The 24,557-nt window shown below is 69.7% G+C and carries 26 protein-coding genes, 1 tRNA gene and 1 other RNA gene; 21 read left to right on the top strand and 7 right to left on the bottom strand.

What is annotated here, in order from left to right; translation table 11 throughout:
• Positions 1-12: 12 nt before the first annotated feature.
• The 3 genes from D9V41_RS02090 (at position 13) to D9V41_RS02080 (ending at position 3,723) form a co-directional block, all read left to right on the top strand.
• Positions 13-1,335: a threonine/serine exporter family protein gene (locus tag D9V41_RS02090; RefSeq protein WP_243697124.1), complete on the top strand. Its 1,323-nt coding sequence runs from the start codon at positions 13-15 to the stop codon at positions 1,333-1,335.
• Positions 1,336-1,404: 69 nt separating this feature from the next.
• Positions 1,405-2,565 (top strand): acyl-CoA dehydrogenase family protein, encoded by a 1,161-nt coding sequence (locus D9V41_RS02085; RefSeq protein ID WP_121792851.1) that lies wholly within the window; start codon positions 1,405-1,407, stop codon positions 2,563-2,565.
• Positions 2,566-2,571: 6 nt separating this feature from the next.
• Positions 2,572-3,723: an acyl-CoA dehydrogenase family protein gene (locus tag D9V41_RS02080; protein ID WP_121792850.1), complete on the top strand. Its 1,152-nt coding sequence runs from the start codon at positions 2,572-2,574 to the stop codon at positions 3,721-3,723.
• A 147-nt stretch (positions 3,724-3,870) separates the two neighbouring features.
• On the opposite strand, the gene D9V41_RS02075 is transcribed toward D9V41_RS02080, so the two are convergent.
• The 3 genes from D9V41_RS02075 to D9V41_RS02065 form a co-directional block, all read right to left on the bottom strand.
• Positions 3,871-5,436 carry a choice-of-anchor G family protein gene (locus D9V41_RS02075; protein ID WP_121792849.1) on the bottom strand — a complete coding sequence of 522 codons (1,566 nt, stop codon included), beginning with the start codon at positions 5,434-5,436 and terminating at the stop codon, positions 3,871-3,873.
• Positions 5,437-5,542: 106 nt separating this feature from the next.
• Entirely contained in the window at positions 5,543-6,205 is a 663-nt protein-coding gene (locus D9V41_RS02070; RefSeq protein ID WP_243697123.1) for a methyltransferase, read from the bottom strand.
• 195 nt (positions 6,206-6,400) lie between these two features.
• A tRNA-Ser gene (locus D9V41_RS02065) sits at positions 6,401-6,485 on the bottom strand.
• Positions 6,486-6,566: 81 nt separating this feature from the next.
• On the opposite strand from D9V41_RS02065, the gene ffs reads away from it, so the two are divergent.
• The 3 genes from ffs (at position 6,567) to D9V41_RS02050 (ending at position 7,626) form a co-directional block, all read left to right on the top strand.
• Positions 6,567-6,663: signal recognition particle sRNA small type (gene ffs / locus D9V41_RS02060), an RNA gene on the top strand.
• A gap of 127 nt (positions 6,664-6,790) precedes the next feature.
• A complete protein-coding gene (locus tag D9V41_RS02055) occupies positions 6,791-7,096 on the top strand; it encodes a type II toxin-antitoxin system VapB family antitoxin (protein ID WP_121792848.1) in 306 nt (101 codons plus the stop codon).
• Positions 7,093-7,626 (top strand): LytR C-terminal domain-containing protein, encoded by a 534-nt coding sequence (locus D9V41_RS02050; RefSeq protein ID WP_121792847.1) that lies wholly within the window; start codon positions 7,093-7,095, stop codon positions 7,624-7,626. Before D9V41_RS02055 ends, D9V41_RS02050 begins: the two co-directional genes overlap by 4 nt.
• Before the next feature lie 12 nt (positions 7,627-7,638).
• Here D9V41_RS02050 and aroQ read toward each other — a convergent pair whose 3' ends face one another.
• Positions 7,639-8,073, bottom strand: a complete 435-nt coding sequence (gene aroQ, locus D9V41_RS02045; protein WP_121792846.1) for a type II 3-dehydroquinate dehydratase — start codon at positions 8,071-8,073, stop codon at positions 7,639-7,641.
• Positions 8,070-9,857 (bottom strand): bifunctional sugar phosphate isomerase/epimerase/4-hydroxyphenylpyruvate dioxygenase family protein, encoded by a 1,788-nt coding sequence (locus D9V41_RS02040; RefSeq protein ID WP_121792845.1) that lies wholly within the window; start codon positions 9,855-9,857, stop codon positions 8,070-8,072. Before D9V41_RS02040 ends, aroQ begins: the two co-directional genes overlap by 4 nt.
• A gap of 79 nt (positions 9,858-9,936) precedes the next feature.
• Between D9V41_RS02040 and D9V41_RS02035 the strand changes: the two genes are divergently transcribed.
• The 3 genes from D9V41_RS02035 to D9V41_RS02025 all read left to right on the top strand — a co-directional run bounded on the left by D9V41_RS02035 (position 9,937) and on the right by D9V41_RS02025 (position 12,895).
• Positions 9,937-10,572 (top strand): TetR/AcrR family transcriptional regulator, encoded by a 636-nt coding sequence (locus D9V41_RS02035; RefSeq protein WP_243697122.1) that lies wholly within the window; start codon positions 9,937-9,939, stop codon positions 10,570-10,572.
• Positions 10,573-10,661: 89 nt separating this feature from the next.
• The gene (locus D9V41_RS02030) at positions 10,662-11,537 is read left to right on the top strand and encodes a shikimate dehydrogenase (protein ID WP_121792844.1); all 876 of its coding nucleotides are present in this window, start codon (positions 10,662-10,664) and stop codon (positions 11,535-11,537) included.
• A 26-nt stretch (positions 11,538-11,563) separates the two neighbouring features.
• Complete coding sequence (locus D9V41_RS02025; protein WP_121792843.1) at positions 11,564-12,895, top strand: MFS transporter; 1,332 nt, start codon at positions 11,564-11,566, stop codon at positions 12,893-12,895.
• A 4-nt stretch (positions 12,896-12,899) separates the two neighbouring features.
• Here D9V41_RS02025 and D9V41_RS02020 read toward each other — a convergent pair whose 3' ends face one another.
• Entirely contained in the window at positions 12,900-13,655 is a 756-nt protein-coding gene (locus D9V41_RS02020; protein ID WP_121792842.1) for an IclR family transcriptional regulator, read from the bottom strand.
• Positions 13,656-13,732: 77 nt separating this feature from the next.
• Between D9V41_RS02020 and pcaH the strand changes: the two genes are divergently transcribed.
• The 12 genes from pcaH to D9V41_RS01960 all read left to right on the top strand — a co-directional run bounded on the left by pcaH (position 13,733) and on the right by D9V41_RS01960 (position 23,588).
• A complete protein-coding gene (gene pcaH, locus D9V41_RS02015; RefSeq protein WP_121793028.1) occupies positions 13,733-14,527 on the top strand; it encodes a protocatechuate 3,4-dioxygenase subunit beta in 795 nt (264 codons plus the stop codon).
• 4 nt (positions 14,528-14,531) lie between these two features.
• Positions 14,532-15,089, top strand: a complete 558-nt coding sequence (gene pcaG / locus D9V41_RS02010; protein WP_121792841.1) for a protocatechuate 3,4-dioxygenase subunit alpha — start codon at positions 14,532-14,534, stop codon at positions 15,087-15,089.
• Positions 15,090-15,094: 5 nt separating this feature from the next.
• Positions 15,095-16,303: a lyase family protein gene (locus tag D9V41_RS02005; RefSeq protein WP_121792840.1), complete on the top strand. Its 1,209-nt coding sequence runs from the start codon at positions 15,095-15,097 to the stop codon at positions 16,301-16,303.
• Positions 16,300-17,487 (top strand): bifunctional 3-oxoadipate enol-lactonase/4-carboxymuconolactone decarboxylase PcaDC, encoded by a 1,188-nt coding sequence (pcaDC, locus tag D9V41_RS02000; protein WP_121792839.1) that lies wholly within the window; start codon positions 16,300-16,302, stop codon positions 17,485-17,487. The genes D9V41_RS02005 and pcaDC overlap by 4 nt, the downstream gene beginning before the upstream one ends.
• Positions 17,488-17,545: 58 nt before the next feature.
• Complete coding sequence (locus D9V41_RS01995; RefSeq protein WP_121792838.1) at positions 17,546-18,316, top strand: IclR family transcriptional regulator domain-containing protein; 771 nt, start codon at positions 17,546-17,548, stop codon at positions 18,314-18,316.
• Positions 18,317-18,412: 96 nt separating this feature from the next.
• The gene (locus tag D9V41_RS01990) at positions 18,413-19,594 is read left to right on the top strand and encodes a thiolase family protein (protein ID WP_121792837.1); all 1,182 of its coding nucleotides are present in this window, start codon (positions 18,413-18,415) and stop codon (positions 19,592-19,594) included.
• On the top strand, positions 19,591-20,283 hold the full coding sequence (locus D9V41_RS01985) for a 3-oxoacid CoA-transferase subunit A (protein ID WP_121792836.1): 693 nt from the start codon (positions 19,591-19,593) through the stop codon (positions 20,281-20,283). Before D9V41_RS01990 ends, D9V41_RS01985 begins: the two co-directional genes overlap by 4 nt.
• Positions 20,280-20,960 carry a 3-oxoacid CoA-transferase subunit B gene (locus D9V41_RS01980; protein WP_121792835.1) on the top strand — a complete coding sequence of 227 codons (681 nt, stop codon included), beginning with the start codon at positions 20,280-20,282 and terminating at the stop codon, positions 20,958-20,960. Before D9V41_RS01985 ends, D9V41_RS01980 begins: the two co-directional genes overlap by 4 nt.
• Before the next feature lie 28 nt (positions 20,961-20,988).
• Positions 20,989-21,363, top strand: a complete 375-nt coding sequence (locus D9V41_RS01975) for a YidH family protein (protein ID WP_121792834.1) — start codon at positions 20,989-20,991, stop codon at positions 21,361-21,363.
• Positions 21,360-21,659: a DUF202 domain-containing protein gene (locus tag D9V41_RS01970; protein WP_121792833.1), complete on the top strand. Its 300-nt coding sequence runs from the start codon at positions 21,360-21,362 to the stop codon at positions 21,657-21,659. Before D9V41_RS01975 ends, D9V41_RS01970 begins: the two co-directional genes overlap by 4 nt.
• A 26-nt stretch (positions 21,660-21,685) precedes the next feature.
• Complete coding sequence (locus D9V41_RS01965) at positions 21,686-22,570, top strand: alpha/beta fold hydrolase (protein ID WP_166375867.1); 885 nt, start codon at positions 21,686-21,688, stop codon at positions 22,568-22,570.
• A 7-nt stretch (positions 22,571-22,577) separates the two neighbouring features.
• A complete protein-coding gene (locus D9V41_RS01960; protein WP_121792831.1) occupies positions 22,578-23,588 on the top strand; it encodes an adenosine deaminase in 1,011 nt (336 codons plus the stop codon).
• Here the strand turns inward: D9V41_RS01960 and D9V41_RS01955 are convergent.
• The gene (locus D9V41_RS01955) at positions 23,576-24,556 is read right to left on the bottom strand and encodes an NAD(P)H-dependent flavin oxidoreductase (RefSeq protein ID WP_121792830.1); all 981 of its coding nucleotides are present in this window, start codon (positions 24,554-24,556) and stop codon (positions 23,576-23,578) included. The genes D9V41_RS01960 and D9V41_RS01955 overlap by 13 nt on opposite strands.
• Between the last annotated feature and the right edge of the window lies 1 nt (position 24,557).

The following is a 24,557-nucleotide window of genomic DNA, read 5'->3' as shown; positions in this document are numbered from 1 at the left end:
ACAATGGGAGCCGTGGACACTCCGAGGCGAACTCTGCGCACGCTCGATCTCGCGCTTCGCATCGGGGAGACGCTGCTCGCCAACGGCGCGGGCACGGCCGACGTGCAGGCGACGATGTCGTCGATCTGTCACCACCTGGGGCTGCGGGGGACCTACGTCGACGTCACCTACGTCATGCTGACGATCATCCACCAGGAGGACCTCGACGACGTGCCGTTGGCGCTGCGTCGCAACGTCCAGCATCGCGAGACCGACTTCGAGGACCTCACCGACGTCGACCTCGTCGTGTCCCGACTCCTCGCCGACGAGATCGACCTCGACGAGGCGCGCCGGGAGATCGCTGCCATCTCGACGCGTGGCCACCACCGGCCGCGCTGGTCCGTCATCGCGAGCGGCGGTCTCGTGGGGGCCGGGATCGCCCTGTTGATCGGCGGCGACTGGATCGTCGCGTTGATCGCGGCCGTCGCGGCCTGGCTCATCGAAGTCGTGCGGCATCGGCTGGCGCGCCGCCGGCTACCGGACTTCTACATTCAGATCGCCGGAGGGCTGTGCGCCTCGCTGCTCGCGGTGGGCGCGGCGGCGTTGCATATTCCGGCCAACCCCTCGCTGGTCATCTCTGCCAACATCGTCGTCTTGCTGGCCGGGTTGGGCTTCATCGGTGCGATCCAGGACGCGTTGACCGGTTACTACTTGACCGCGGGCGCGCGGGTCTTCGAGGTGCTGCTCTCGACGGTCGGGATCATCGTGGGCGTCAGCACCGGCCTCATGGTGGGCGGTGTGCTGGGTGTCGACGTGGCGAATCAGACCTCCCTGCCCGCACTGTCGCAACTTCCCGCCGTCATCGGCGGCGCGGCGGTCGCAGCGATGGCGTTCGCACACTCGTCCTACGCGCCGTGGCGCATCATCGTGCCGGTCGGCGTCATCGCGGGTCCGGCGGCAGGACTCATCACGGTCATCGGAAACACCGGACTCGATCGGTCGTTCGCTGCGGCCGTCGGGGCCATCCTCATCGGCGTGGTGAGCTATCCCATCTCGCGATGGGGCCGCGTACCGACGCTCGTGGTCGTGGTCTCGGCCATCGTGCCGATGTTGCCCGGCCTCACCATCTACCGTTCGCTGTCGCAACTGGCGGAGGAGAACCTCTCCGGCATCTTCCAGGGCATCACGGCCGGAGGCATCGCCGTCGCCCTCGCGGCGGGCGTGATCTTCGGCGAGTACCTCGCGCAGCCCCTGGCCCGCGAGACCCGTCGGCTGGAACGACGACTGTCCGGGCCTCGGCTGGTGGGGCCGTTCCGGGCCAAGTCACGGCGCCGGGAGCTGAAGCGCCTGCCTTAGCGCTGGTGTCCGCTCCCGCCCATGGGTTACCGTTCAGTAAGCAAGCGCTTAGCGAGTGGGAGCACAGGTATGAGACGTCAGTTGTCCGCCGAGGACGCGAAGTTCCGCGACGAGTTGCGCGAGTTCTTCACGACCCGGATTCCCGAGGAGATCCGCGAAGCCGTGCAGGCTCGTCGCGAACTCACCAAGGATCAGATGGTCGAGAGCCAGCGCATCTTGAATGCCGCCGGCCTCGCGGTCCCTCACTGGCCCGTGGAGTGGGGCGGTCAGGAGTGGACCCAGCTCCAGCGCCACATCTGGCACGAGGAGATGGCGCTCGCGTGCGTCCCGCCGCCGCTGACCTTCAACACCAACATGGTCGGTCCGGTCATCGCGGCGTTCGGCTCTCCGGAGCAGAAGGAGCGCTTCCTGCCGGCCACGGCCAACCTGGACATCTGGTGGTCGCAAGGCTTCTCCGAGCCCGACGCCGGCTCGGACCTCGCGTCGCTGCGCACCACCGCGGTGCGCGACGGCGACGACTACGTCGTCAACGGCCAGAAGACCTGGACGACCCTCGGGCAGTACGGCGACTGGATCTTCACCCTCGTGCGCACCGATCCCACCGCGCCCAAGCGCCAGCAGGGCATCAGCTTCTTACTCATCGACATGACGACGCCCGGCCTCACGGTGCGCCCCATCGAGCTCATCGACGGTGGTGTCGAGGTGAACGAGGTCTTCTTCGAGAACGTCCGCGTTCCGGCCGAGAACCTCGTCGGCGAGGAGAACAAGGGCTGGACCTACGCCAAGTTCCTGCTCGGCAACGAACGCACGGGCATCGCGTCGGTGGGTGCCACCAAGCGGAATCTCGCGACCGCCAAGCAGCACGCCGCCGAGCTCGGGCTTCTCGACGACCCGGCGTACGCGGGGCGTATCGCGGAGCTGGAGAACCAGCTCCTCGCACTCGAGCTCACCGCGCTGCGGGTCGCCGGCAACTCGGCCGATGGCAAGCCGGATCCGGCCTCGTCGATTCTCAAGCTGCAGGGCACCGTGCTTCAGCAGGCCGTTACCGAGTTGGCCGTCGACCTCGCGGGTCCGGCGGCGCTCGCCTCGGGCGCCGGCGACACCAGCGAGCTGCCCGAGTGGGCGCGCCTGTCGACGCCGGTCTACCTCAACTACCGCAAGACCTCCATCTACGGCGGATCGAACGAGGTGCAGCGCACCATCATCGCCGGCACCATCCTGGGACTGTGATCTGACATGGACTTCACGATCGACGCTGAACAAGAAGCCCTCAAGGGGGCTGTGCGCGGGCTCCTCGCCCGGGCCTACCCGTCCTCGGAAACCCGCCGCGAGGTCGTCTCGACGGAGCCGGGCTTCGGCGAGGACACCTGGCGCAAGCTCGCTGAGATGGGTCTGCTCGGACTCCCCTTCGCCGAGGAGGACGGCGGGATGGGCGCCGGGCCGGTCGAGGTCTCCCTCGTCGCCGAGGAACTCGGCCGCGTTCTCGCTCCCGAACCCTTCGTCGAGGCCGTCGTGCTCGCCGGCGGGCTCATCGCCTCCGCCGCCGACGATCAGCAGCGCGCAGCCCTCCTGGAGCCGCTCGTCGCGGGCGAGAGTCTGCCCGTGGTGGCGTGGCTCGAACCGGGTCGCCGCTGGGCGTCGGACGCCGAGCGCGTCACCGCCACGTGGGCGAACGATCGGTGGACGCTCAGCGGCGTCAAGGAGCCCGTGCTGTGGGGCGCCCGAGCCGATGTGCTCATCGTCAGCGCGGCGACCGACGTCGGCACGGGCTTGTTCGTCGTCTCGCCCGAGGCCGCGGGCCTCACGCGCGACGGGTACATCACGCACGACGGCCTGCGGGCAGCTCGCGTGGAGCTCCAGGCCACCCCCGCCTCCCCGCTCGGCGACGTGAGCCGTGACCAGGCGCCGCTGCTCGAGGCGGCCGTCGACGCTGCGCGGGTCGCGTACGGCCACGAGGCGCTCGGCGCGATGTCCACGGCACTCGAGACCACCGTCGGCTACCTCAAGACGCGCAAGCAGTTCGGCGTCACGCTCAACACGTTCCAGGCCCTCACGTTCCGTGCCGCCGACATGTACGTCTCGCTGGAGCTGGCGCGCAGCACCGTCACCTGGGCGACGATCGTCCTCGATGCTGCTGCCGAGGGCCAGGACGTCGATGTCCCGGCTGCGGTGGCTCAAGCGGCCCTCCAGGTGAGCCGGGCCGGCCGTCACCTCGGCCAGGACGCGATCCAGCTGCACGGGGGCATCGGCATGACGGCCGAGTACAGCGTGGGCCACTACATGAGCCGGCTCACCGCGATCGAGCACCTCATCGGCGACGGCCCCTTCCATCGCGCCCGCCTCGCCGCTCAGGTGAGCGACCACGAGGTCCTCGACCCGATCGGCTGAGCGGTAACCGGCGACGACCGAGTGTGTCGCGATACGCCGCTCGTTCCTCGCGGCTACTCGACCACCTGAGCAGGCCGGAGCAGTGCCGAGACACGACGAAGGGCCGCAGCCCCCCGAGCTGCGGCCCTTCGTGGTCTCGTGCTGGATTCAGCTCAGGCCGAGCGGCCCGGCCTCATCCCCCTTGCCCCGTCGGGTGAGCAGGTAGCCCGTGCCGAGGATGGCGAGGCCGGCGAACAGCACCGGAGCCAGCAGTCCGACGCCCGTGCGCGGCAGCAGGCCGCCCACGTTGTTCTCGTCCCGGTCGGCCGGGTCGTTCGGTCCCGGATCGTCCGGGACCGTCACGTCGAGCGCCTGGTTCGGGCCGACGAGCGAGTTCGCGAGCAACAGGTCGGCGAGCTGACCGTCACCGCCGCCGAGATCGAAGAGCTTCACTCGCAGCGCGGAGATCGAGTGGACCTCGCCCTGCGAGGTGTCGGCGTTGCTGAGTGCCGTGTACTCGTCCGGCACGTTGACCAGGATCTGCGCGATCTGCGCCAGCTGCTCGGTGAGGGTACCGAGGCCGTCGGCCAGCGGCTCCACGATCTGTTCGAGCGCCGGCCGCAGCTGCTCGAAGATGGTGTCGAGCAGTGGCCGCAGGGCGTCACGCGTCAGGCTCTCGATCGGCAGCGGTGCCTCGAAACCGCCGATCAGCAGGGAGATCCCGAGTTGGTCGAGGAGCTGAGCGACGATGTCGTCGTAGAAGGCCTGGACGAGACCGGGCAGCTGCTGGACCAAAGCGGGGAGCACCGTGTGCAGCAGGTCGGTGTTCTCCGGGAGGTTGTTGATGTCTAGGCCGAGCACGCGATCCAGGACGGTGGCGAGATCGACCGTGATGGTGCCCGCGGCGAGGTCGAACGCGATGCCATTGGCCGTGTAACTCTCCAGGCCGTCGGTCAGAGCGTTCAGCCCGGTGATCTTGACCCCGAGCAGATCCTCGAGCTGCTCGCACACATTGATCTCGCCGCCCCCGGGCAACGGCGCGGTAAGGACGCCGGCGAGGATCTCGCAGACCTCCGCGAGGCCGACCGTCGCCTCCTCGGGAAGCGACAGGCTCGGCGCGCCGCCGAGCGAGGAGTTGATCGTCTCCAGCAACGGCACGTCCAGCACGAGCTGCGAGCCGGCGATCGAGTAGGAGCGCTCGACGGCGGCGGTCGGTGACGCCTGCTCGGCCGACGAGGAGATGGCGCCCAACTCGAGGCGAAGATCCAACAGCAGCTCCGTCAGCGGCTCCAACGAGCCGTTCGAGAGACTGAGCGTCGCGAAGGAGTCGGCCGGCTGACCCTCGCCGCCGACGTGCACGATGCCGTCCTTGGTCACCGCACCGCTCGCCGCACGCGACGACCCGCCGTTTCCGGCCGCAGCGTAGGAGCCGACCGGACCGATCTCACTGCCGAGCAACGTGTCGCCGACCGGGATCGTCAGCTGGTCGAGTGCCTGCAGCGGGCTCAGGGTGAACTGCTCGCCGCCCTCGGGGAAGGACAGCGAGGCGCCCTCCTCTTCGACGCCGTCGCCGATGATGTTGACGAGCTCGCCGAGGGCGTTCTTGCCGGCCAGGAACTGTGCTTCCGCGTACGAGGTGTACGCGACGGAGTCCTGCGCCGATGCCGGGAGCGGAGCGGCGACCAGCAGAGCGCTGAGCCCCGTGGCCAGGAGGCTGGAACCGAGAATCCTCATGGGATGCCTTTACCGTGTCGAGCGAAGTCTGTCGTGCGGTTCAACGACGAGGACGCCGAAAGGTTACGAGATTCTCCGGATACTTAAGAAATCTGTACCACACGAATCATTCGCATCGTTCCAGGCAAATCAGCGTGCCCGAGCCCGCCACATCCCTGACCTCGACGGGATCGAGATCCAGCTCCGGTTGCGTGGGCAGCCACTCGCTCAGCGCCTCGGCCTGGGCCACCGTGCCGACTTGCAGGACGAGAGAGCCGCCGACCACCAGATGCGCTCCGGCGACGCGAAGACAGGCGCGGGCGAGGCTCAGTCCGTCGTCTCCGCCGTCGATGGCGGTCAGCGGGTCCTCGGGATAGTCGGCGGTGCGCGCGCTTTCGACCCACGGGGGGTCGGCGACCACGAGCGCGAACCGCTCGTCGTCGTGGATGGCGGTCTCGAGCGGGGCGCACCGCACCTCCGTGTAGCTCGCGCGCAGGGAGTTGCGCACGTTCTCGCGTGCGTGATGGCAAGCGACGGGATCGGCGTCGACCAGGACGAGATCGCGATCGCTCTCGTGCGCGGCCAGCAGGCCGATGTGGCCGGCGCCGCTACACAGCTCGAGGACCGGACCGTCGGGGACGACGGCCAGCAGCTCCGCGGCCCACCGCGACTGCAATGCGGTCCAGGGCCGCGGTCGCAGGACGCGCTCATCGAACTGGATGGTCAGCGGACCGAACCCGATCGTCTCCAGGGGCGGCTCAGCCACGGTGGTGTCGTCGGGAGAGGGCACGAGACGACGATAGGGGCAGCATCCCGACCGGGCATCCCGAACCGCGAAAACGACGAAGCCAGCGAGACCTCGATTTCACGGCGGTCGTCCTGGCTCCTTGCGTGGCAGCGGAGGCAGGCCTCCTCTGCTACTCGAAACGAAGAAACCAGCACGACTCTCGATTCGCGAGCGTCGTCCTGGCTCCTTGCGTGGCAGCGGAGGATAGGGGATTCGAACCCCTGAGGGCGTTAACCCAACCCGCTTTCCAAGCGAGCGCACTAGGCCACTATGCGAATCCTCCGCGGACGAGCGTACCGGGCGGACCCAGGAGCGGGGGAATCGGCCCCGCTCCACTCGGTGTGGCCGAGCCCGTATGATGGGGATCAGCCCCTCGCGTGGCGGTACATCACCCAACTCCCCCAGGGCAGGAATGCAGCAAGGGTCAGTGGTCCCTGCCGGGTACGCGAGGGGTCCTTTCGTTCCCGGGAGTTTCCGGACCGCCTCTCAGTGCAGATCTCCCAGTGGCACCAGTGTCGCGGGTTCTCCCGGTCGACCGCGGGGCGACGGGTGCGGGAGGAGTGTGGCGCACGCCCTAGACTGAACTGCGTGATCTTTCGACGCGTGGGGGACGGTCGACCCTATCCGGACCACGGCCTGACTCAGGACGACTGGGCGCAGATCTCGCCGACCCAGGTGCGCCTCGACGATCTCACCACCACTAAGAAGGAGCTCGACCTCGCGACGCTCCTCGACGACGACTCCACCTACTTCGGCGACCTGTTCGCGCACGTCGTCAGCTGGCGCGGCGAACTGTTCCTCGAGGACGGCCTCCACCGAGCGCTGCGCGCGGCGCTCCAGCAGCGCACGATGCTGCACGCTCGCGTCTACTCCATCGGGGGAAGGAAGTCATGAGTTCGGTGCGCGAGAAGCTCTTCCTCGGCGCGGCCGGGCTCACCTTCGTCGGCGCCACCGCCATCGGCGTGAACCTGCTGTTCGCGTCCGCGGACACCGGCGTGGAGGAGAGCGAGACCTGCGAGACCCAGGTCATCCCCGCCGGTGAGCCCGTGCAGAGCAGCATGGTGACCGTCAACATCTTCAACGCCAGCGAAGCAGCGGGCCTCGCGAACCGGGTCCGGATCAACCTTGAGGGCAAGGGATTCCTGGGCGGCCGCATCGGCAACAGTGCGAGCGAGATTCCGGTCGACAACGTCACGATCCTGACCAACGGACAGGACGACCCGACGGTCCAGCTGGTCGCTCAGCAGTTCAACGGCGAGGTGCAGTTCGCCGAACCCGACATCACCCTCGACGACGGTGTGACGATCCTCCTCGGCCCGAACTATCAGGATCTGCGCGGTGACGCGCCCACCGAGATCCCCGCGTCCCAGGAGACCACGGTGTGCGTTCCGACGATCGACCTCTCCGAGGTCGACCAGGGCTGACGCCGGCCGCCGTCAGCCGGCGAGCCGAGCCAGCCGGCGCACGGCAAACTCGTAGCCCTGAACACCGGCGCCCACGATGGTGCAGCTGGCGATCGGGGAGATGTACGAGTGGTGCCGGAACTCCTCGCGCGCGTGCACGTTCGTCAGGTGCACCTCGGCCACGGGCAGCTGCACACCGGTGAGCGCATCGCGCAGTGCGATCGACGTGTGGGTGAGGCCACCCGGATTGAGGATGATGCCGGCGCAGTCGGTGCGCGCCTCGTGGATCGCGTCGATCAGCGCGCCCTCGTGATTGCTCTGCACCGCTCGCACCTCGAATCCGAGCTCGGCCGCGGTGTTCGTCACGAGCGCCACGACGTCGTCGAGGGTCTCGTGACCGTAGATCGCCGGCTCCCGCGTGCCGAGCAGGTTGAGATTGGGGCCGTTGAGGAGAAGGAGACGCTTCACGCGGTCACCGTACCGTTCCCGCGCTGCGCGGCGAGCCGGACCGGGGCGTTCGGCGCTCCGTAGCCGTCGTAACCGCCCCGGCGCTCGACGATCTCGAGGAACACCCCGCCCACGATCGGCGTGTAGAAGTGCACGAACTCGCCGTCGGCATCCCGGTCGTACAGCAGGTCGAGCTCGCGCAGCACCTCGAGCGTCGCCGCGTCCAGGCCGAACCGGGCGGCGAGGTCGTCGTAGTAGTTGTCCGGGATCGGCAGGAACAGCAGCCCGCGCTCGCGGGCGTGGCGAGCGACGGTGATGACGTCCTCGCAGCGCACCGCGACGTGCTGAGCCGGCACCGGCGCTGTGGGCGGGGCGAGGTTGAGCGGGATGCGCAGCGCCCCGTCGTCGGTCCGCATCACCTGGCTACGGACGAGGCCGCTGGGGCCGGGCACATCCATCGAGGACTCGGCGGCGAGGCCGAGCACGCTGCTGTAGAAGAGCACGGCCTCATCGAAGTCCTGCCACGGCTGGGCGAGATTGATGTGGTCGACCGAACCGGAGAACGGCTGATCGGGTTCGCCGCCATCGAACTCGGTCACCCACGACGACTCGGCAGGCTGGTCGTTCCAGTACACCTCGGTGCCGTCGGGCGCCGCGACGGCGCGCAACTCCTGCTCCCCGGCGTAGGTTCGCCGGAACACCCGGGGGGCTCCGAGCGCTGCAGCCCGGTCGGCGGCGTCTGCTGCATCGTCGACGCGCACCCCAATGGCGGCGAGCTGCGGAGCGGCGTGGCGAGCCTGCTCGTTGAGGACGATGCGCGCCTCGCCTGCGGACCATAGGCGCACCGGCTTGCTCCGGTGCCGGCCGCGGAACGTGAAGCCGATCCGGTCCAGCATCTCCTCGAGCTCGGCAAGGTCCTCGCCCTTGACCTCGACGAAGTCCACCGCGAGGGGAGCCGCGGCTGCGGCGAGGCGATCGGTACTCCACCCGGCCGCTTCGGCGGTGCGGTCGGCCAGCCAGGTGAGCGAGCGGCGCGCATGGCCCGCGGTGCGCACGACGTCGGTCTGACGGAAGGTGTCGTTGAAGACCTCGAGCGAGAGCGGACCGGTGTATCCGGCGCGCAGGACGTGTCCGAGGAAGGTGGTCAGATCGAAGCTGCCCTCGCCGGGGAACAGGCGGTGGTGGCGGCTCCAGGAGAGCACGTCCATGTCGAGGGCGGGGGCGTCGGCGAGTTGCAGGAAGAAGATCTTGTCACCGGGGATCTGCTCGATCGCGGCGGGATCGTGACCCCGGGAGAGGATGTGGAAGCTGTCGAGGCAGGTGCCCAGGTTGGGGCGGTCGGCGAGTTCGACGATGCGCCAGGCGTGGCGGTAGTCGTCGACGAACCGGCCCCACGCGAGGGCCTCGTATGCGATCCGGAGACCCCGGTCGGCGGCCCGGTCGGCCAACTCCCCGAGCTGACGGGCAGCCACCTCGTCGTCGCCGATCGTCGCTGTGGCGACGTTGCTGCACACGAGCACGGTGTCGGCCCCGAGCCGCTCCATCACGTCGAACTTCGCCTCGGCCCGGCGCAGGTTGTCGGCGAACGTGGCCTCGTCGACCCCTTCGAAGTCCCGGAACGGCTGGAACAGGTCGATGGTCAGTCCCAGTCGGTCGCACAGGGCCCGGATTTCCTCGGGCGATTCGTAGGCGGCCACCAAGTCGGCGTCCATGATCTCTACTCCGTCGAAGCCGGCCGCCGCGCAGGCGTGCAACTTCTCGACGAGCCCTCCCGACAGACAGACGGTGGCGATCGCGGTACGCATGCGGCGAATGTACCAAAAAGTACATTGTTCGGGTCCGCGGGTGGGTGACGGGGGCCACGCTCCCGCTAGGGTGGCGCGTGTGAGCGACCAGCCGATCCGTCAGCGCGATGCCGAGCGGACGCGTTCCGAGCTGCTGGCGGTCGCCACCGAGGTGTTCGCCGAGTCGGGCTATTCGGGCGCTCGCGTCGATGAGATCGCTGAGCGCACCAGCACCACCAAACGCATGATCTATTACTACTTCGGCGGCAAGGAACAGCTGTACCGCGCCGTGTTGGAAGAGGCGTACCGCGGCATCCGCGAGGCCGAGCGCGGTATCGACGTGGGTGAGCTGGGCCCCGCGGAGGCGATGCGCCGACTCGCCGAACTCACCTACGACCACCACCTGGAGCACCAGGCCTTCATCCGCCTCGTGTCGATCGAGAACATCCACCGTGGCGAGCACATCCAGCGCCTGCAGAGCCTGCGGGATCTCGGCCAGCCGGCCATGTCACTGCTCGACGAGATCCTCGAGCGCGGGCGCTCCGAGGGCGTCTTCCGCGACGACGTCGACGCCTTCGACGTCCACCTCATCATCAGCGCCTACTGCGTGTTCCAGGTCGCCAACCAGTACACGTTCGGCTACCTGTTCTCCCGCGACCTGCATGCCCCCGAGAGCCGCGCGCACCTGCGCTCGCTCATTGGCGACGTCGTCGTCTCCTGGCTTCGCGACCGCTGAGCGCCTGAGCCGACCCCCGTGAGAGCCCCAGGGCGGGCCTGTGATTCACTTCACGTACGTACCGGTTAGTACATTAGCCCAGGAGAAGGATGTCGTCCCGTTCCCCTTACCTCGTCGGCCTCATCGGCAACGGGGTCCGTCCGTCGCTCACCCCGCCGCTGCACATGGCCGAGGCCGCAGCACTGGGGCTCGATTACGTATACCGGCCGATCGACCTGCTGGAGCACGACCTGCCCGCCACGGCGATCGGTGACCTCCTGCGTCAGGCGCGGGTGTTCGGTCTCGACGCGCTCAACGTCACGCATCCGTGCAAACAGCTCGTCATCGAGCACCTCGACACCCTCTCGCCGGCCGCTGCCGCCCTGGGGGCTGTGAACACCGTGCTCTTCGAGCCCGACGGCCGCACCACGGGACACAACACCGACACCACAGCGTTCGAGACGTCGGTGCGCACCGCCCTGCCCGGCGCTTCACTCGCGCAGGTCGTGATGCTCGGTGCCGGCGGCGCCGGCGCGGCGGTCGCCGATGCACTCGCCCGGCTGGGAACCGAACGCCTGGCCGTGGTCGACGTCGATCAGACTCGCGCCGCCGCGCTCGCCACCGAGCTGGCTGAACGGCACGCGGCGACGCACGTGGAGTCGGCCCCTCATGACGAGCTCTCGGCGCTGCTGGCCACGGCCACCGGCGTCGTCCACTGCACGCCGACCGGCATGGCGGACCATCCGGGTCTGCCGTTCGACGCCGTGCTACTGCATCCGCGGCTCTGGGTCGCCGACATCGTCTACCGACCGCTGGACACTGCCCTCCTGCAGGCCGCCCGCGCGGCCGGCTGCCGCACGCTCGACGGCGGCCACATGGCCGTCCACCAAGCCGTCGACGCCTTCCGGCTCATCACCGGCATCGACCCCGACGTCGATCGGATGAGCCGCCACTTCCGCACCCTCGTCGCCGACGACGAGGCCTGAGCACTCAGCGATCAGGAGAACCACCCATGGACACATCCCGTCCCGACGCGGCACTGAAGACCACCAAAACCCCGGTCCGGGCGGCAGCCGCCAGCTTCATGGGAAGCGCCGTCGAGTACTACGACTTCTTCATCTTCGGCTCCGCCGCCGCGTTGATCTTCCCCACCGTGTTCTTCCCGAGCGACAACCAGGCATCGCTCGTCATGAGCTTCGCGACTTTCGGCTTCGCCTACGTCGCGCGTCCGTTCGGTGCGGTCATCTTGGGTCACTTCGGTGACCGGGTCGGCCGCCAGCGGGTCCTCATGTTCACGTTGCTGCTCATGGGTTTGTCGACCTTCATCATCGGTTGCCTGCCCAGCTTCGAGCAGATCGGTTGGTTCGCGCCCGCACTGCTGGTGCTCTGCCGATTGATGCAAGGGCTGTCCGCGGCCGGCGAGCAGGCCGGCGCGAGCTCGCTGACCCTCGAGCATGCTCCCGATGATCGTCGCTCCTTCTACACCTCGTGGACCCTCACGGGCACCCAGGGCGGTCAGATCCTGGCCGCGCTCATCTTCATCCCCGTCGTGGCGCTGCCCGACGACATCAAGTTCAGCTGGGGCTGGCGCCTGCCATTCTGGCTCAGCGCCGTGGTTGTCGTCGTCGCCTACTTCATCCGTCGGTCGCTGCACGAGCCGCCGACGTTCGCCAAGGCCAAGGCGCAGGGCGACGTCGCCAAGATCCCGTTCGTCGAGCTCTTCCGCACGCACGGTTGGGACGTCGCGCGCGTCGTCGCCTGCGCCTTCATCGCCGCCGTGTCGACCGTCTTCGGCAATCTCGCCATCGCCTACGGTGCCGAGGTCGGTCTCCGCGAGTCGATCACCTTGTGGCTCGTCGTCGCGGCCAACATCGGGGCGCTCCTGACCCAGCCGCTGTTCGGCATGCTCGCCGACCGGATCGGACGCAAGCCCGTCTTCGTCTACGGTGCCGTCTCGAGCGCGGTGCTCATGCCGTTCTACATGCGGTCGATGGCCGGCGACAGCGAGCTGCTGGTGTTCGCTCTCGCGATCGCGACCTTCTCCTGCGGCTACGCTGCGGCCAACGCCGTCTGGCCGTCGTTCTACGGTGAGATGTTCAGCGCCAAGGTCCGCTTCTCGGGCATGGCGATCGGAACGCAGCTCGGCTTCCTCATGGCCGGATTCGCGCCGTCGATCGTGACCGCGTTGGGCGGCGTGCGCGACGGCGGTTGGGTCGTCATCGCGGGATTCACCGCGGTGATCTGTGCGATCGCCTCGTTCGCCGCGCTCACCGCGCGCGAGACCAAGTCCGTGCCGACCGAACGACTCGGGACGCCGGTCAAGGACGCGCGGCTCGGCGTCTGAGCGTTCAGCGCTCGGAGAGCTGGCGGCTGATGCCCCGAGCCGCGACCTGGAGCGCGGCCAGCAGCCGGGCACGGTCGCGACGCAGGCTCGCCACCACCACACCGATCGCCGCCACCACCACCTCGTCGTCGCGCACCACCGGGACGGCGAGGGAGGCGGCGCCGAGCGTCATCTCCTCGCTCGTCGTGGCGTACCCGTCCCTGCGCACCCGCTCCAGCTGCTCGGCGAGGATCGGCGGCTGCGTGACCGTATAGGGGGTCACCCGGGTGAGCCGCGCCGCCACGCGCTCCCGCACGTCAGGCGGTGCATGCGCGAGCAGGACCTTGCCGACTCCGGTCGAATGCATCGGCAGGGTCGAGCCGATGGTGCTCATGACCGGCACCGACGCCCTGCCGCGCATGCGCTCGAGATACAGCACGTGATCGCCATCGCGGACCGCGAGATGCACGGTCGCGCGGGTGGTGGCGTGAACGTCGTGAAGGATCGGCTCGGCGACGCGTCGCAGGTCCGCCTCGACGGGAGCGAGGAGCCCCACGTCCCACAGCAGTCGCCCCACCACATAGTCACCCTGCGGACGACGGGTGAGCGCACCGCCGGCCACCAGCTCGTTCGCGAGCCGGTGGGCCGTCGGGATCGGGAGGTCGGCCCGGCGGGCCAGCTCGCTCAGCGTCAGGCGGCGGTGGCGCTCGTCGAAAGCGGCGAGGATCGCGAGCACGCGCGAGGTGACGCTGACGCCCGGACGTGAGGTGTTACCCGCCATGACGCCTCCTCGATCATTTTCGCTCAGTGGAATCGTACGCTTCGCATCGCGTGCCGACGCGGCCTAGGGTGCCGGGCATGACCACCCAGCCGATCTCCACCGACCCGGACAGCGCGTCGGCCAGCCAAGAGCAGGTCGACGGCGAGATCGCGGCGATCGCGGAGGACTACCGCGCCTCGGGCGTCGAGGAGACGCAGCCGCGCCTGGACTACCCGCCGTACCGCAGTTCGCTGCTGCGCCACCCCACCAAGTCACTGCACCACGCCGATCCCGAGACGATCGAGCTGTGGGCGCCGTGCTTCGGCCACCGCGACGTCCATCCCCTCGAAGCCGATCTCACGATTCAGCACGGCGGGGAGCCGCTCGGTGAGCGCATGAAGCTGGTCGGCCGCATCGTCGACGGCGACGGCCGGCCGGTGCGCAACCAACTGGTCGAGATCTGGCAGGCCAACGCCGGAGGACGCTACGTGCACAAGCGCGACCAGCATCCGGCCCCCATCGACCCGAACTTCACCGGAGTCGGGCGCTGCCTGACCGATGACGACGGCAACTACGCGTTCACGACGATCAAGCCGGGCCCGTACCCGTGGAAGAACCACCGCAACGCCTGGCGGCCGGCGCACATCCACTTCTCACTGTTCGGCACCGACTTCACCCAGCGGATGATCACCCAGATGTACTTCCCCGGAGACCCGCTGTTCGCACTGGACCCGATCTTCCAGTCCATCACCGACCCGAAGGCCCGCGAGCGGCTCGTGGCGCAGTACGACCACTCGGTGACGACGCACGAATGGGCCACCGGTTACCGCTGGGACATCGTGCTGACCGGCAGCCACCGCACGCCGCTCGAGACCGAGACCGACGAGGACTGACGACATGGCAGATCTGATCGCAACGCCCGGCCAGACCATCGGGCCCTTCTACGGCTACGCCTTGCCCTATGAGGGTGACAACGAACTCGTGCCGCCCGGCCGCGCCGACGCTATCCGGCTGCACGGCCAGGTGCTCGACGGTGCCGGCGCGCCCGTTCCCGACGCTTTGCTCGAACTGTGGCAGGTCGACGCGGACGGCAACGTCGTCCAGCAGCCGGGCTCGCTGAAGCGGGACGGGTGGACGTTCACCGGGTGGGGTCGGACGTCCACCGACGACGCTGGTCACTACACCTTCTCGACGTTGCGGCCGGGCGCGACCGCACCGGGGAAGGCGCCGTTCTTCCTGGTGACCGTGTTCGGACGCGGGGTGCTCAACCGTCTCTTCACGCGGGCCTACCTGCCCGAGGACGCCGACGCACTCGCCGCCGATCCCCTGCTGACGTCGCTGCCGGCCGAGCGCCGCGATTCCTGCATCGCCGCGGCCGACGCGCACGGGTACCGATTCGACATCCGACTTCAGGGCGAGGCCGAGACCGTCTTCCTGACCTATCCGCGACACTGAATTACGTGAGCAATCTGTTGTGGCCCGGCGACGAACGGGCGGGCCGCGTCTTCTCCGATGCCGCGGTCGTCGAGGCGATGGTGGCCGTCGAGGACGCCTGGCTATGGGCGCTTGTCGGCACGGGAGTCGCGCCGGCGAGCGCGGCCGGGTCGCTGACCGGGTTCATCGGCGATGACGATGTGGCCGACCTGGCCACCGGCGCCGAGTCCGGCGGCAACCCGGTCATCGGCCTCGTCGCGCTACTGCGCGAGCGGACCGATGGGGAGACGTCGCGGTGGTTGCACCGCGGGCTGACGAGTCAGGACGTCCTCGACACGGCGCTCGTGCTGTGCGCCCGCGACGCCATCAACGCGATCGACGAGGCGGTCCGCGGACAGCTCGGGGCGATCGTCCGGCTCGCCACCGAGCACCGTGACACTCCGATGGTGGCCCGGACCTTGACGCAGCCGGCCGTGCCGCAGACGTTCGGGGCCAAGGTCGCGCGGTGGGGCGAGGGGATCGTCGACGCCGCTGCCGGGCTCCGGCGAGTGCGTTCCTCGCTGCCGGTCCAGCTCGGCGGGGCGGCAGGAACGATGGCGGCCGCCACCGAGCTCTCCGGCGACCAGGCCGTGGCCCTCGCCCTCGTCCGCGAGACGGCCGAACACCTCGGGCTCGACACGAGCCTGCCGTGGCACACCTCGCGCGGCCGCCTCACCGAGATCGGCGACGCGTTCGTGACGTGCACGGACGCGTGGGGACACGTCGCCGCGGACGTCCTGGTGATGACGCGCCCGGGAATCGGCGAAGTCAGCGAGGGCACGGGCGGCAGCTCGTCGACCATGCCGCACAAGAGCAATCCGGTGATGTCCGTCCTCCTGCGCCGAACCGCCCTCGTCGCCCCCGGTCTCGCGCAGACACTGCACCTGGCGGCCGCGACGATGGAGGACGAGCGAGCCTCCGGCGCTTGGCACGCCGAGTGGGACGCACTCCGTCTGCTCGCCCGCCGCACTCTGGTGGCCGCCCGTCACGCGGAGGTCCTGCTCGGCGGGCTGCGCGTCGACGTCGAACGCATGTCCTTCAACCTCGCCTCGGCCACCGGGGTCGAGGCCGAGCAACAGTCGATGGTGAAGCTGACCGGACGCCTCCCGTCGAGCTCGTACCTGGGCATCGCGCCGCTGCTGGCGGACTCCGCGGTGTCCTCGATCCGCGACTTCCTCGAGGAGGACCCTGCATGACCGTTCCCCGCATCACCGGTGTCGAGCTCAGCCCCGCGGGAACAGGGCCGCTGGTGCTGCTCGGGCCCTCGTTGGGCACGAGCGCAACCGCCCTGTGGTCGGCGGCCGCCGCGCCGCTCACCGCCGACTTCCATGTCGTGGCGTGGAACCTGCCCGGGCACGGAGCCAACACGACCGTGGGGGAACCGTTCACCATGGCCGAGCTGGCCGCCGGCGTCGTCGCGCTTGCGGACGCTCTCGCGCCAGGTGAACCCTTCTCCTACGCGGGCGACTCGGTGGGCGGCGCGGTCGGGCTGCAGCTGCTCCTCGACGTCCCGGACCGAGTGCGTTCCGCGGCGCTGCTCGCGACCGGAGCGAAGATCGGCGAGGAGTCGGCGTGGCGCGAACGTGCCGCCACGGTCCGGGACAGCGGAACACCGTCGATGGTGACCGGCTCGGCGCAGCGCTGGTTCGGCCCGGACTTCATGGAGCGCGAGCCGGAGGTCGCCACGGAGCTGCTGCACTCCCTCCAGGACGCCGACGCCGAGGGATATGCGCAGGTGTGCGAAGCGTTGGCGACCTTCGACGTCCGCGAGCGACTCGGCGAAATCAGCGCACCCGTCCTCGCGATCGCCGGCGCCGAGGACGGACCGACACCGCCGGCCAGCCTCGAACAGATCGCCAACGGGGTGCAGCATGGTCGGCTCGTCGTCCTCGACGGCGTGGCCCACCTGCCTCCCGCCGAGCGGCCGCACGAGGTGGGCGTACTGCTGCTGGAGCACTTCACCGGCGCGGGCGACGTCGTCACCGCGTTGACGACCGGCGCCACGAGCGAGCAGGTGTACGACGCGGGCATGACGGTGCGCCGGGAGGTGCTCGGTGACGCTCACGTCGACCGGGCGACCGCCTCGATCACGGACTTCACCGAGGAGTTCCAGCGCTTCATCACGCAGTACGCCTGGGGCGGCATCTGGACGCGACCCGGCCTCGACCGGCGCACCCGCTCGTTCATCACACTCACCGCACTCCTCGCGCGGGGGCATCACGAGGAGTTCGCCATGCACGTCCGCGCCGCCAAGCGCAACGGGCTGAGCGATGACGAGATCAAGGAGCTCATCCTCCAGTGCGCGATCTACTGCGGGGTCCCGGATGCGAACCACGCCTTCAAGATCGCGCAGCGCGTCCTCGCCGAGCCGTCCGAGTGAGGGAGGGCCGCCTTCGCGGTCGCCCGAACTCCCGGCGCGCGAGGATTAGGCTGACGTCATGAACTCGCCTGGCGACCAGTTCGTGCAGTCCCTCGCCCGGGGACTGGCGGTCATCACGGCGTTCGACACCGAGCACCCGGAGATGTCGCTCACCGAAGTGGCCCAGCGCACGGGTTTCAGCCGGGCGACCGCACGGCGCTTCCTGCACACCCTGGTCGAGCTGGGGTACATGCGCACCGCCGGCAAGACGTTCGCGCTGACCCCGCAGGTCATGCGGCTCGGCACCGCGTATCTCTCCGGACTCGGGTTGCCGCAGCTCGCGCAGCCGCACCTCGAGCGGATGTCCGCAACACTCGGCGAGTCCACGTCGGCCGCCGTCCTCGACGGCACGGAGATCGTCTACGTCGCCCGCGTGGCCACGCGTCGCATCATGAGCGTCGGGATCACCGTCGGCACCCGGTTCCCCGCCTACGCGACCTCGATGGGACGCGTCCTGCTCGCCGCCCTCGACGGGCCCGCCCTCGATGCGTACTTCGCCGAAGCGACGCTGGTCCCCAGGACGCCGCGCACGTTGCACACCGAGCCGGCGTTGCGCGACGAGATCGCGCGGGTGCGCGAGCGCGGGTGGTGTCTCGTGGACCAGGAACTCGAGCGGGGCCTCACGTCGATGGCCGCACCGGTGCGAGACCGGGACGGCGCCACGGTGGCCGCGGTGAACATCTCGATGACGCACACCGACACCGGCGAGGGCCACCAGGAGGCGCTCGCCGCGCTCCTGGAGTGCGCCGCCGCGGTGAGCGATGACGTCGCGGAGCACGGCCTCAACTGAGGCTGCGCCCGTTGGAATTCTGTTGCAACCCGCGGTACAGTGGGCGCCGTTCGTCCAACGAACTTATGTTCGCATAGCGAACAGAAGGAGACTCTCATGGCTCACCTGTACGCCGCCGTCCGTACGCCGTTCGGCAAGTTCAACGGCGCCCTCGCGGGGGTCCGCCCCGACGATCTCGCCGCCACCGCCGTCACCGGCGTGCTGGACAAGTCGCCCGGGCTCGACCCCGCCGCCATCGGCGACGTCGTGTGGGGCAACGCCAACGGCGCCGGTGAGGACAACCGGAATGTCGGACGCATGGCCATCCTCCTCGCCGGCCTTCCGGTGAGCGTGCCGGCCACCACGGTGAACCGGCTGTGCGGCTCCAGCCTCGACGCGGCCATGATCGCCTCGCGCACCGTCGACACCGGAGACGCCGACGTCGTGCTCGCCGGCGGGGTCGAGTCGATGACGCGGGCGCCCTGGGTGCTGCCCAAGCCCCACCGCGGCTTCCCCGCCGGTGACGTCACCGCCGTGTCGACCACCCTCGGCTGGCGCCTGGTCAACCCGGCGATGCCGAAGGAATGGACCATCTCGCTCGGCGAAGCCAACGAGCAGCTCGCCGCGAAGTTCGGCATCAGCCGCGAGCGTCAGGACGAATTCGCCGCCCGCTCCCACGCTCTCGCCGACGCGGCCTGGAACGAGGGCTTCTACGACGACCTGACCGTGAGCGTCCCGGGCGCGGAGCTGGCGCGCGACGAGGGCATCCGGCCGGGCACCACCGTCGAGAAGCTCTCGGCGCTCCGTCCGGCCTTCCGGCCCGACGGCCTGATCACCGCCGGCAACGCCTCCCCGCTCAACGACGGCGCCTCCGCTCTCGTCATCGGCTCCGAACGCGCCCGAGATCAGATCGGCGTCGATCCGATCGCGCGCATCGCCGGTCGAGGCGCCACGGCCCTCGAACCGCAGATGTTCGGGTACGCGCCGGTCGAGGCGGCCAACCAGGCCCTCGCGCGCGCCGGCATCAGCTGGAGCGACGTCGGCGCGGTCGAACTCAACGAAGCCTTCGCCGTCCAGTCGCTGGCGTGCGTCGATGCCTGGAAGATCGACCCGGAGATCGTCAACGTCAAGGGCGGCGCGATCGCCATCGGCCACCCGCTCGGTGCGTCCGGGGGGCGGGTTCTCGGCACCCTCGCGCACGTGCTGCGCGAGCGCGGCGAGCGCTGGGGCGTCGCCGCGATCTGCATCGGCGTCGGCCAGGGCCTCGCCGTCGTGCTGGAGAACGAGGAGGTTGCGTGAGCCGCGCACACATCGTGACCTCCCCAGCCGAGGCGGTCGCCGGGATCGAGGACGGATCGACCGTCCTCGTCGGCGGTTTCGGCATGGCGGGCATGCCGGTCACGCTGATCGACGCGCTGATCGAGCAGGGCGCCTCCGACCTCACGATCGTCAGCAACAACGCCGGCAACGGCGACACCGGCCTCGCGGCCCTGCTCGCCGCCGGGCGGGTGCGCAAGGTCATCTGCTCGTTCCCGCGCCAGCATGACTCCTACGTCTTCGACGGCCTCTACCGCTCCGGCAAGCTCGAACTCGAGGTCGTCCCGCAGGGCAACCTCGCCGAGCGCATGCGTGCGGCCGGAGCGGGCATCGGCGCCTTCTACTGCCCCACGGGCGTCGGGACGCCGCTCGCCGAGGGCAAGGAGCAGCGCACGATCGACGGCCGCGACTACGTCTTGGAATACCCGATCCGCGGCGACTACGCGCTCATCGGCGCGCAGACCGCCGACCCGATGGGCAACCTGGTGTACCGCAAGACCGCCCGGAACTTCGGTCCCGTGATGGCGACGGCCGCGCGCACCACGATCGCCGAGGTCCGCGAGACGGTCGGGCTCGGCGAGATCGACCCCGAGGCCGTCGTGACCCCGGGCATCTACGTGGACCGCATCCTCGACCTGTCCGCCCTCGCTTCCCAGGAGGTGGCGTCGTGAGCATCGCCGTCGCCGCGACCCAGACCATCGAGCACCTCGACCGGGGCCCGCTGAGCAAGGACGAGTTGGCCGCCCTGGTGGCCCGCGACATCCCGCAGGGCTCGTACGTCAACCTCGGCATCGGTCAGCCGACGATGGTGGCCGACCACCTCGGTGCCGACAGCGGCATCGTCCTGCACACCGAGAACGGGATGCTCGGCATGGGCCGTGCCGCCCGGGACGAGGAGGTCGACCCGGACCTGACCAACGCCGGCAAGATCCCCGTCACCGAACTGCCGGGCGCGGCGTACTTCCACCACGCCGACTCGTTCGCCATGATGCGCGGCGGTCACCTCGACGTCTGCGTGCTCGGCGCGTTCCAGGTCAGCGCCGCGGGCGATCTCGCCAACTGGCACACGGGCGCGCCGGACGCCATCCCGGCGGTGGGCGGCGCGATGGATCTGGCCATCGGCGCCAAGGACGTGTTCGTGATGATGACGCTGTTCGCCAAGGACGGAAGCCCGAAACTCGTGCCACGGTGCACCTACCCGCTGACCGGCGTCGACTGCGTGAGCCGCGTGTACACCGACCGCGCGCTGTTCCTCGTCGGCACCGAGGGCGCGACGGTGGTCGAGACGTTCGGCATGAGCATGGAGGAGCTCGACGAGCGACTCGACATCGAACTGCACACGCTCTGACTCGCGGCTCACGCACTAGGCTCGGCCCGTGAGCAATGACGACGCGCGCAGCCGTCTGGGCCGCTGGCTGCTCCCGGGCGGCGAGGAGCCGGATCCCCGATTCACCTTGGCGAACGAGCGGACGTTCCTCGCCTGGATCCGGACCTCCCTCGCCTTCATCGCGGCCGGGGTCGCGCTCGAAGCGTTCGGTGACGAGCTGTTCCACGCGGGTCTGCGGCGAGCGGTCTCGCTCATCGTCGTCGCGATCGGCCTGTTCATCGCGCTGAGCGCGGCAGGCCGGTGGCGCCGTGTCGAGAACAGCTTGCGGCACCACGCCCCGCTCCCGCCGCCGGCGCTGCTTCCCCTGCTCGCGCTCGGGACCGCCCTCGCCGCCGGCGTCGTGATCGCGCTGGTGGTGACGTGAGCCTCGAGACGCAGCCCGAGCGCACCCGGCTCGCCTGGGGCCGGACCGCCCTCTCGCTGCTCGTGGTCAGCGCCCTCTTCCTTCGCTGGGCGCCCGACGCCGGGGTACTCGTTCTCGCCCCCGTGATCGTGAGCGGGGCCTTCGCGCTTGCGATCGTGACCGCTCAGCAGCGGCGGTACTCCACTCAGACGCTGGAGCGAGCGAGCGCCGACCGTGCGGCACCGAGCATCGTGGTGACGACCGCGGGCGTGGCAGTGCTGGCCGCGTTCGCGATCGTCGCGGTCGCCGCCGACTGACTCCGTTTTCTGCCACCATGAGGGCCATGGCCGCTCCACCCGTTCTCGCAGGTTTCACCGACCGCAGCGTCGATGTCGACGGCGTGCGCCTCCACGTTGTCGAGGGCGGCAGCGAGCATGCCGGGCCGCCGATCGTCCTCGTCCACGGCTGGCCGCAACACTGGTGGATCTGGCGCGAGGTGCTGCCGGCCCTCGCCCGACAGCACCACGTCGTCGCGGTCGATCTGCGCGGGCACGGTTGGAGTTCCGCCCCACCGGCGCGCGGCGACGCCTACGACAAGCGCGTGCTGGCCCGCGAGCTCCTCGCGCTTCTCGACGTGCTGGGTCTGGAACGGCCCGTCCTCGTGGGCCACGACTGGGGCGGGTGGGCCTCGCTGCTGGCCGCCTCGCTGGCCCCTGACCGCGTGCTGGGAGTCGTCGGGATCGCGATCGTCGCGCCCTGGTCCACGGTGCCCGTCCGCGAGCTGTGGCGGTTCGGCTATCAACTCGTGGCCGGCGGGCCGCTCGGGTACCTCGCGCATACGGCGATGAAGCAGCGCTTTCTGCGCCTCGTCTTCAAACTCGGAGCCGGTCGCGGACGACGTCTGACCAAGGACGAGAAGAAGGTCTACCTCGAGAGATTCCGGGAACCGGCACGCGCGCACGCCGGTGTGGCCATGTACCGGCGCTTCCTCACCCACGAGATGCCCGCCGCCCTGCGCGGCCGATACGCCCGGCCTGTGCCCGCGGACCTGCCGGTGCTCTTGCTACCCGGACGCGACGACTCCGTGCTCGCACCCCACCTCGTGCGCCGGGCCGAAGCCCCGAACGTCGAGGTGCAGGTCATCGAGGGTGCCGGGCACTGGGTGCCCGAGCAGCAACCGGGCGCGGTCGTCGAGCACATCGAGCGCTTCGTCGCCACGATGTCATGATGACGACGTGAGCCTCGACGACTTCATCGCCGGCCTGCCGAAGGCCGAACTTCACGTCCATCACGTCGGCTCGGCCTCGCCGCGCACGGTCGCCGAACTCGCCGCTCGGCACGCCGGCGACTCGCCCGTGCCCGCCGATCCCGAGTTGCTCGCGGAGTACTTCACCTTCACCGACTTCGCGCACTTCATCGAGGTGTACCTGTCGGTGGTCGACCTCCTGCGCACGCCCGAGGACATCTGGACCCTCACCCACGAGGTCGCTCGGGATCTCGCGGGCCAGCGCGTGCGGTACGCCGAGCTCACGATGACGCCGTACACGTCGATCGTCCGAGGCATCGCGGCCGAGGCGTACGTCGAAGCCATCGAGGACGCCCGACGCACGGCGGAGCGCGATTTCGGGCTCACCCTGCGGTGGTGCTTCGACATCCCCGGTGAATCCGGTCTGGAATCCGCCGACGTCACGCTCGAGACGGCGTTGCGGTTGCGCCCCGAGGGGCTGGTGTCGTTCGGCCTCGGCGGTCCGGAGATCGGCGTCCCCCGCCCGCAGTTCGCGCCGCACTTCGAGCAGGCGATCGCAGCCGGGCTCCGGTCGGTGCCGCACGCCGGCGAATCGACCGGGCCGGAGACGATCTGGGATGCCATCCGGTACCTCGGCGCCGAGCGGATCGGCCACGGCATCGCCGCCGTGCAGGACGCCCAGCTACTCGAGTACCTCGCCGAGCACGAGATCGTGCTGGAAGTGTGCCCGACGTCGAACGTCCGCACCCGCTCGACGGTGTCGCTGGAGGACCATCCCTTGCCCGCGCTGGTGGCGGCGGGCGTGCCGGTCACGATCAACTCGGACGACCCGCCGATGTTCGGAACCACGCTCAACCGCGAGTACGCCGTCGCCGCCGAGCTGCTCGGCCTGGACGAACAAGGGGTCGCCGAGCTGGCACGGGCCGCGGTCCGCGCCAGCTTCGCCGACGGCGCCGTCCAGCGGACGATCCTCGACGAGATCGACGGCTACGCCAGCTGACTCGCGAGGCGCTCGCTGATGATGTGCTCGGCGTCGGCGACGATCGTGCGCACGACGTCGGCACAGGACTCGACGCTGTCGATGAGACCCTGCGCCTGTCCCGCCCACCACATGCCGTCCTCGACGTCGCCGTCACGCAGCACCCGTTCACGTCCGCGGGCGCCTGAGGCGAGGTGAGCGACGTCCTCGAAACGGGCCTCCGGTCGGGCGCTGATCGCGGCGATCTCCTCGGAGACCGTGTTGCGCGCGACCCGCGCCGTGTTGCGGAACTCGCGGAACACCAACTGCGTCGACCGTTCGTCGTTGGCGACGATCTGCTCCTTGACCCGCGAGTGAATCGGCGCTTCGTGCGTGGCCTCGAAACGGGTGCCCATGTTGATCGCGCAGGCACCCAACGCGAGCGCCGCGACGAGGCCGTCTCCGGTAGCGAAGCCGCCGGAAGCGATCACCGGGATGCTCAACTTGCGCGTCGCGGCGGGGATCAGGACGAGTCCGGGGACGTCGTCCTCACCGGGGTGACCGGCGCACTCGAACCCGTCGATGCTGACCGCGTCGACACCGAGCGACTCGGCCTTGAGCGCGTGCCGGACGGCGACCGCCTTGTGGATGACCTTGATGCCCGCGGCCTTGAACGCCGGAAGATGCGGCGCGGGGTTGCTGCCCGCCGTTTCGACGATCTTCACGCCGGACTCGATGATCGCCTCGCGGTATTCGTCGTACGGCACGGGCGTGATGGTGGGCAGGATCGTGAGGTTGACGCCGAACGGACGGTCCGTCATCTCCTGGCATCGACGAATCTCCTTGGCCAGGTCCTCCGGCGTCGGCTGAGTGAGGGCGCTGAGGAAACCGAGGGCACCGGCATTGGCGACGGCCGCGATGAGGTCCGCGGTGCCGACGGCCGCCATCCCGCCGCAGACGATGGGGTGTTCGATGCCGAAGGTCTCGGTGAACTCATTACGAAAAGGCATG

Origin of the sequence: Aeromicrobium phragmitis (assembly GCF_003674095.1) — a bacterium.
GTDB lineage: Bacteria > Actinomycetota > Actinomycetes > Propionibacteriales > Nocardioidaceae > Aeromicrobium > Aeromicrobium phragmitis.
Note: the sequence above shows the minus strand (reverse complement) of the source record. Positions and strands in the feature narration are given on the sequence as shown.

Coding starts and splice junctions, on each gene's coding strand:
- D9V41_RS02085 (WP_121792851.1), top strand. CDS start 1,405: ATGAGACGTCAGTTGTCCGCCGAGGACGCGAAGTTCCGCGACGAGTTG.
- D9V41_RS02080 (WP_121792850.1), top strand. CDS start 2,572: ATGGACTTCACGATCGACGCTGAACAAGAAGCCCTCAAGGGGGCTGTG.
- D9V41_RS02075 (WP_121792849.1), bottom strand. CDS start 5,436: ATGAGGATTCTCGGTTCCAGCCTCCTGGCCACGGGGCTCAGCGCTCTG.
- D9V41_RS02050 (WP_121792847.1), top strand. CDS start 7,093: ATGAGTTCGGTGCGCGAGAAGCTCTTCCTCGGCGCGGCCGGGCTCACC.
- D9V41_RS02040 (WP_121792845.1), bottom strand. CDS start 9,857: ATGCGTACCGCGATCGCCACCGTCTGTCTGTCGGGAGGGCTCGTCGAG.
- D9V41_RS02030 (WP_121792844.1), top strand. CDS start 10,662: ATGTCGTCCCGTTCCCCTTACCTCGTCGGCCTCATCGGCAACGGGGTC.
- D9V41_RS02025 (WP_121792843.1), top strand. CDS start 11,564: ATGGACACATCCCGTCCCGACGCGGCACTGAAGACCACCAAAACCCCG.
- D9V41_RS02020 (WP_121792842.1), bottom strand. CDS start 13,655: ATGGCGGGTAACACCTCACGTCCGGGCGTCAGCGTCACCTCGCGCGTG.
- pcaH (WP_121793028.1), top strand. CDS start 13,733: ATGACCACCCAGCCGATCTCCACCGACCCGGACAGCGCGTCGGCCAGC.
- pcaG (WP_121792841.1), top strand. CDS start 14,532: ATGGCAGATCTGATCGCAACGCCCGGCCAGACCATCGGGCCCTTCTAC.
- pcaDC (WP_121792839.1), top strand. CDS start 16,300: ATGACCGTTCCCCGCATCACCGGTGTCGAGCTCAGCCCCGCGGGAACA.
- D9V41_RS01995 (WP_121792838.1), top strand. CDS start 17,546: ATGAACTCGCCTGGCGACCAGTTCGTGCAGTCCCTCGCCCGGGGACTG.
- D9V41_RS01990 (WP_121792837.1), top strand. CDS start 18,413: ATGGCTCACCTGTACGCCGCCGTCCGTACGCCGTTCGGCAAGTTCAAC.
- D9V41_RS01965 (WP_166375867.1), top strand. CDS start 21,686: ATGGCCGCTCCACCCGTTCTCGCAGGTTTCACCGACCGCAGCGTCGAT.
- D9V41_RS01955 (WP_121792830.1), bottom strand. CDS start 24,556: ATGCCTTTTCGTAATGAGTTCACCGAGACCTTCGGCATCGAACACCCC.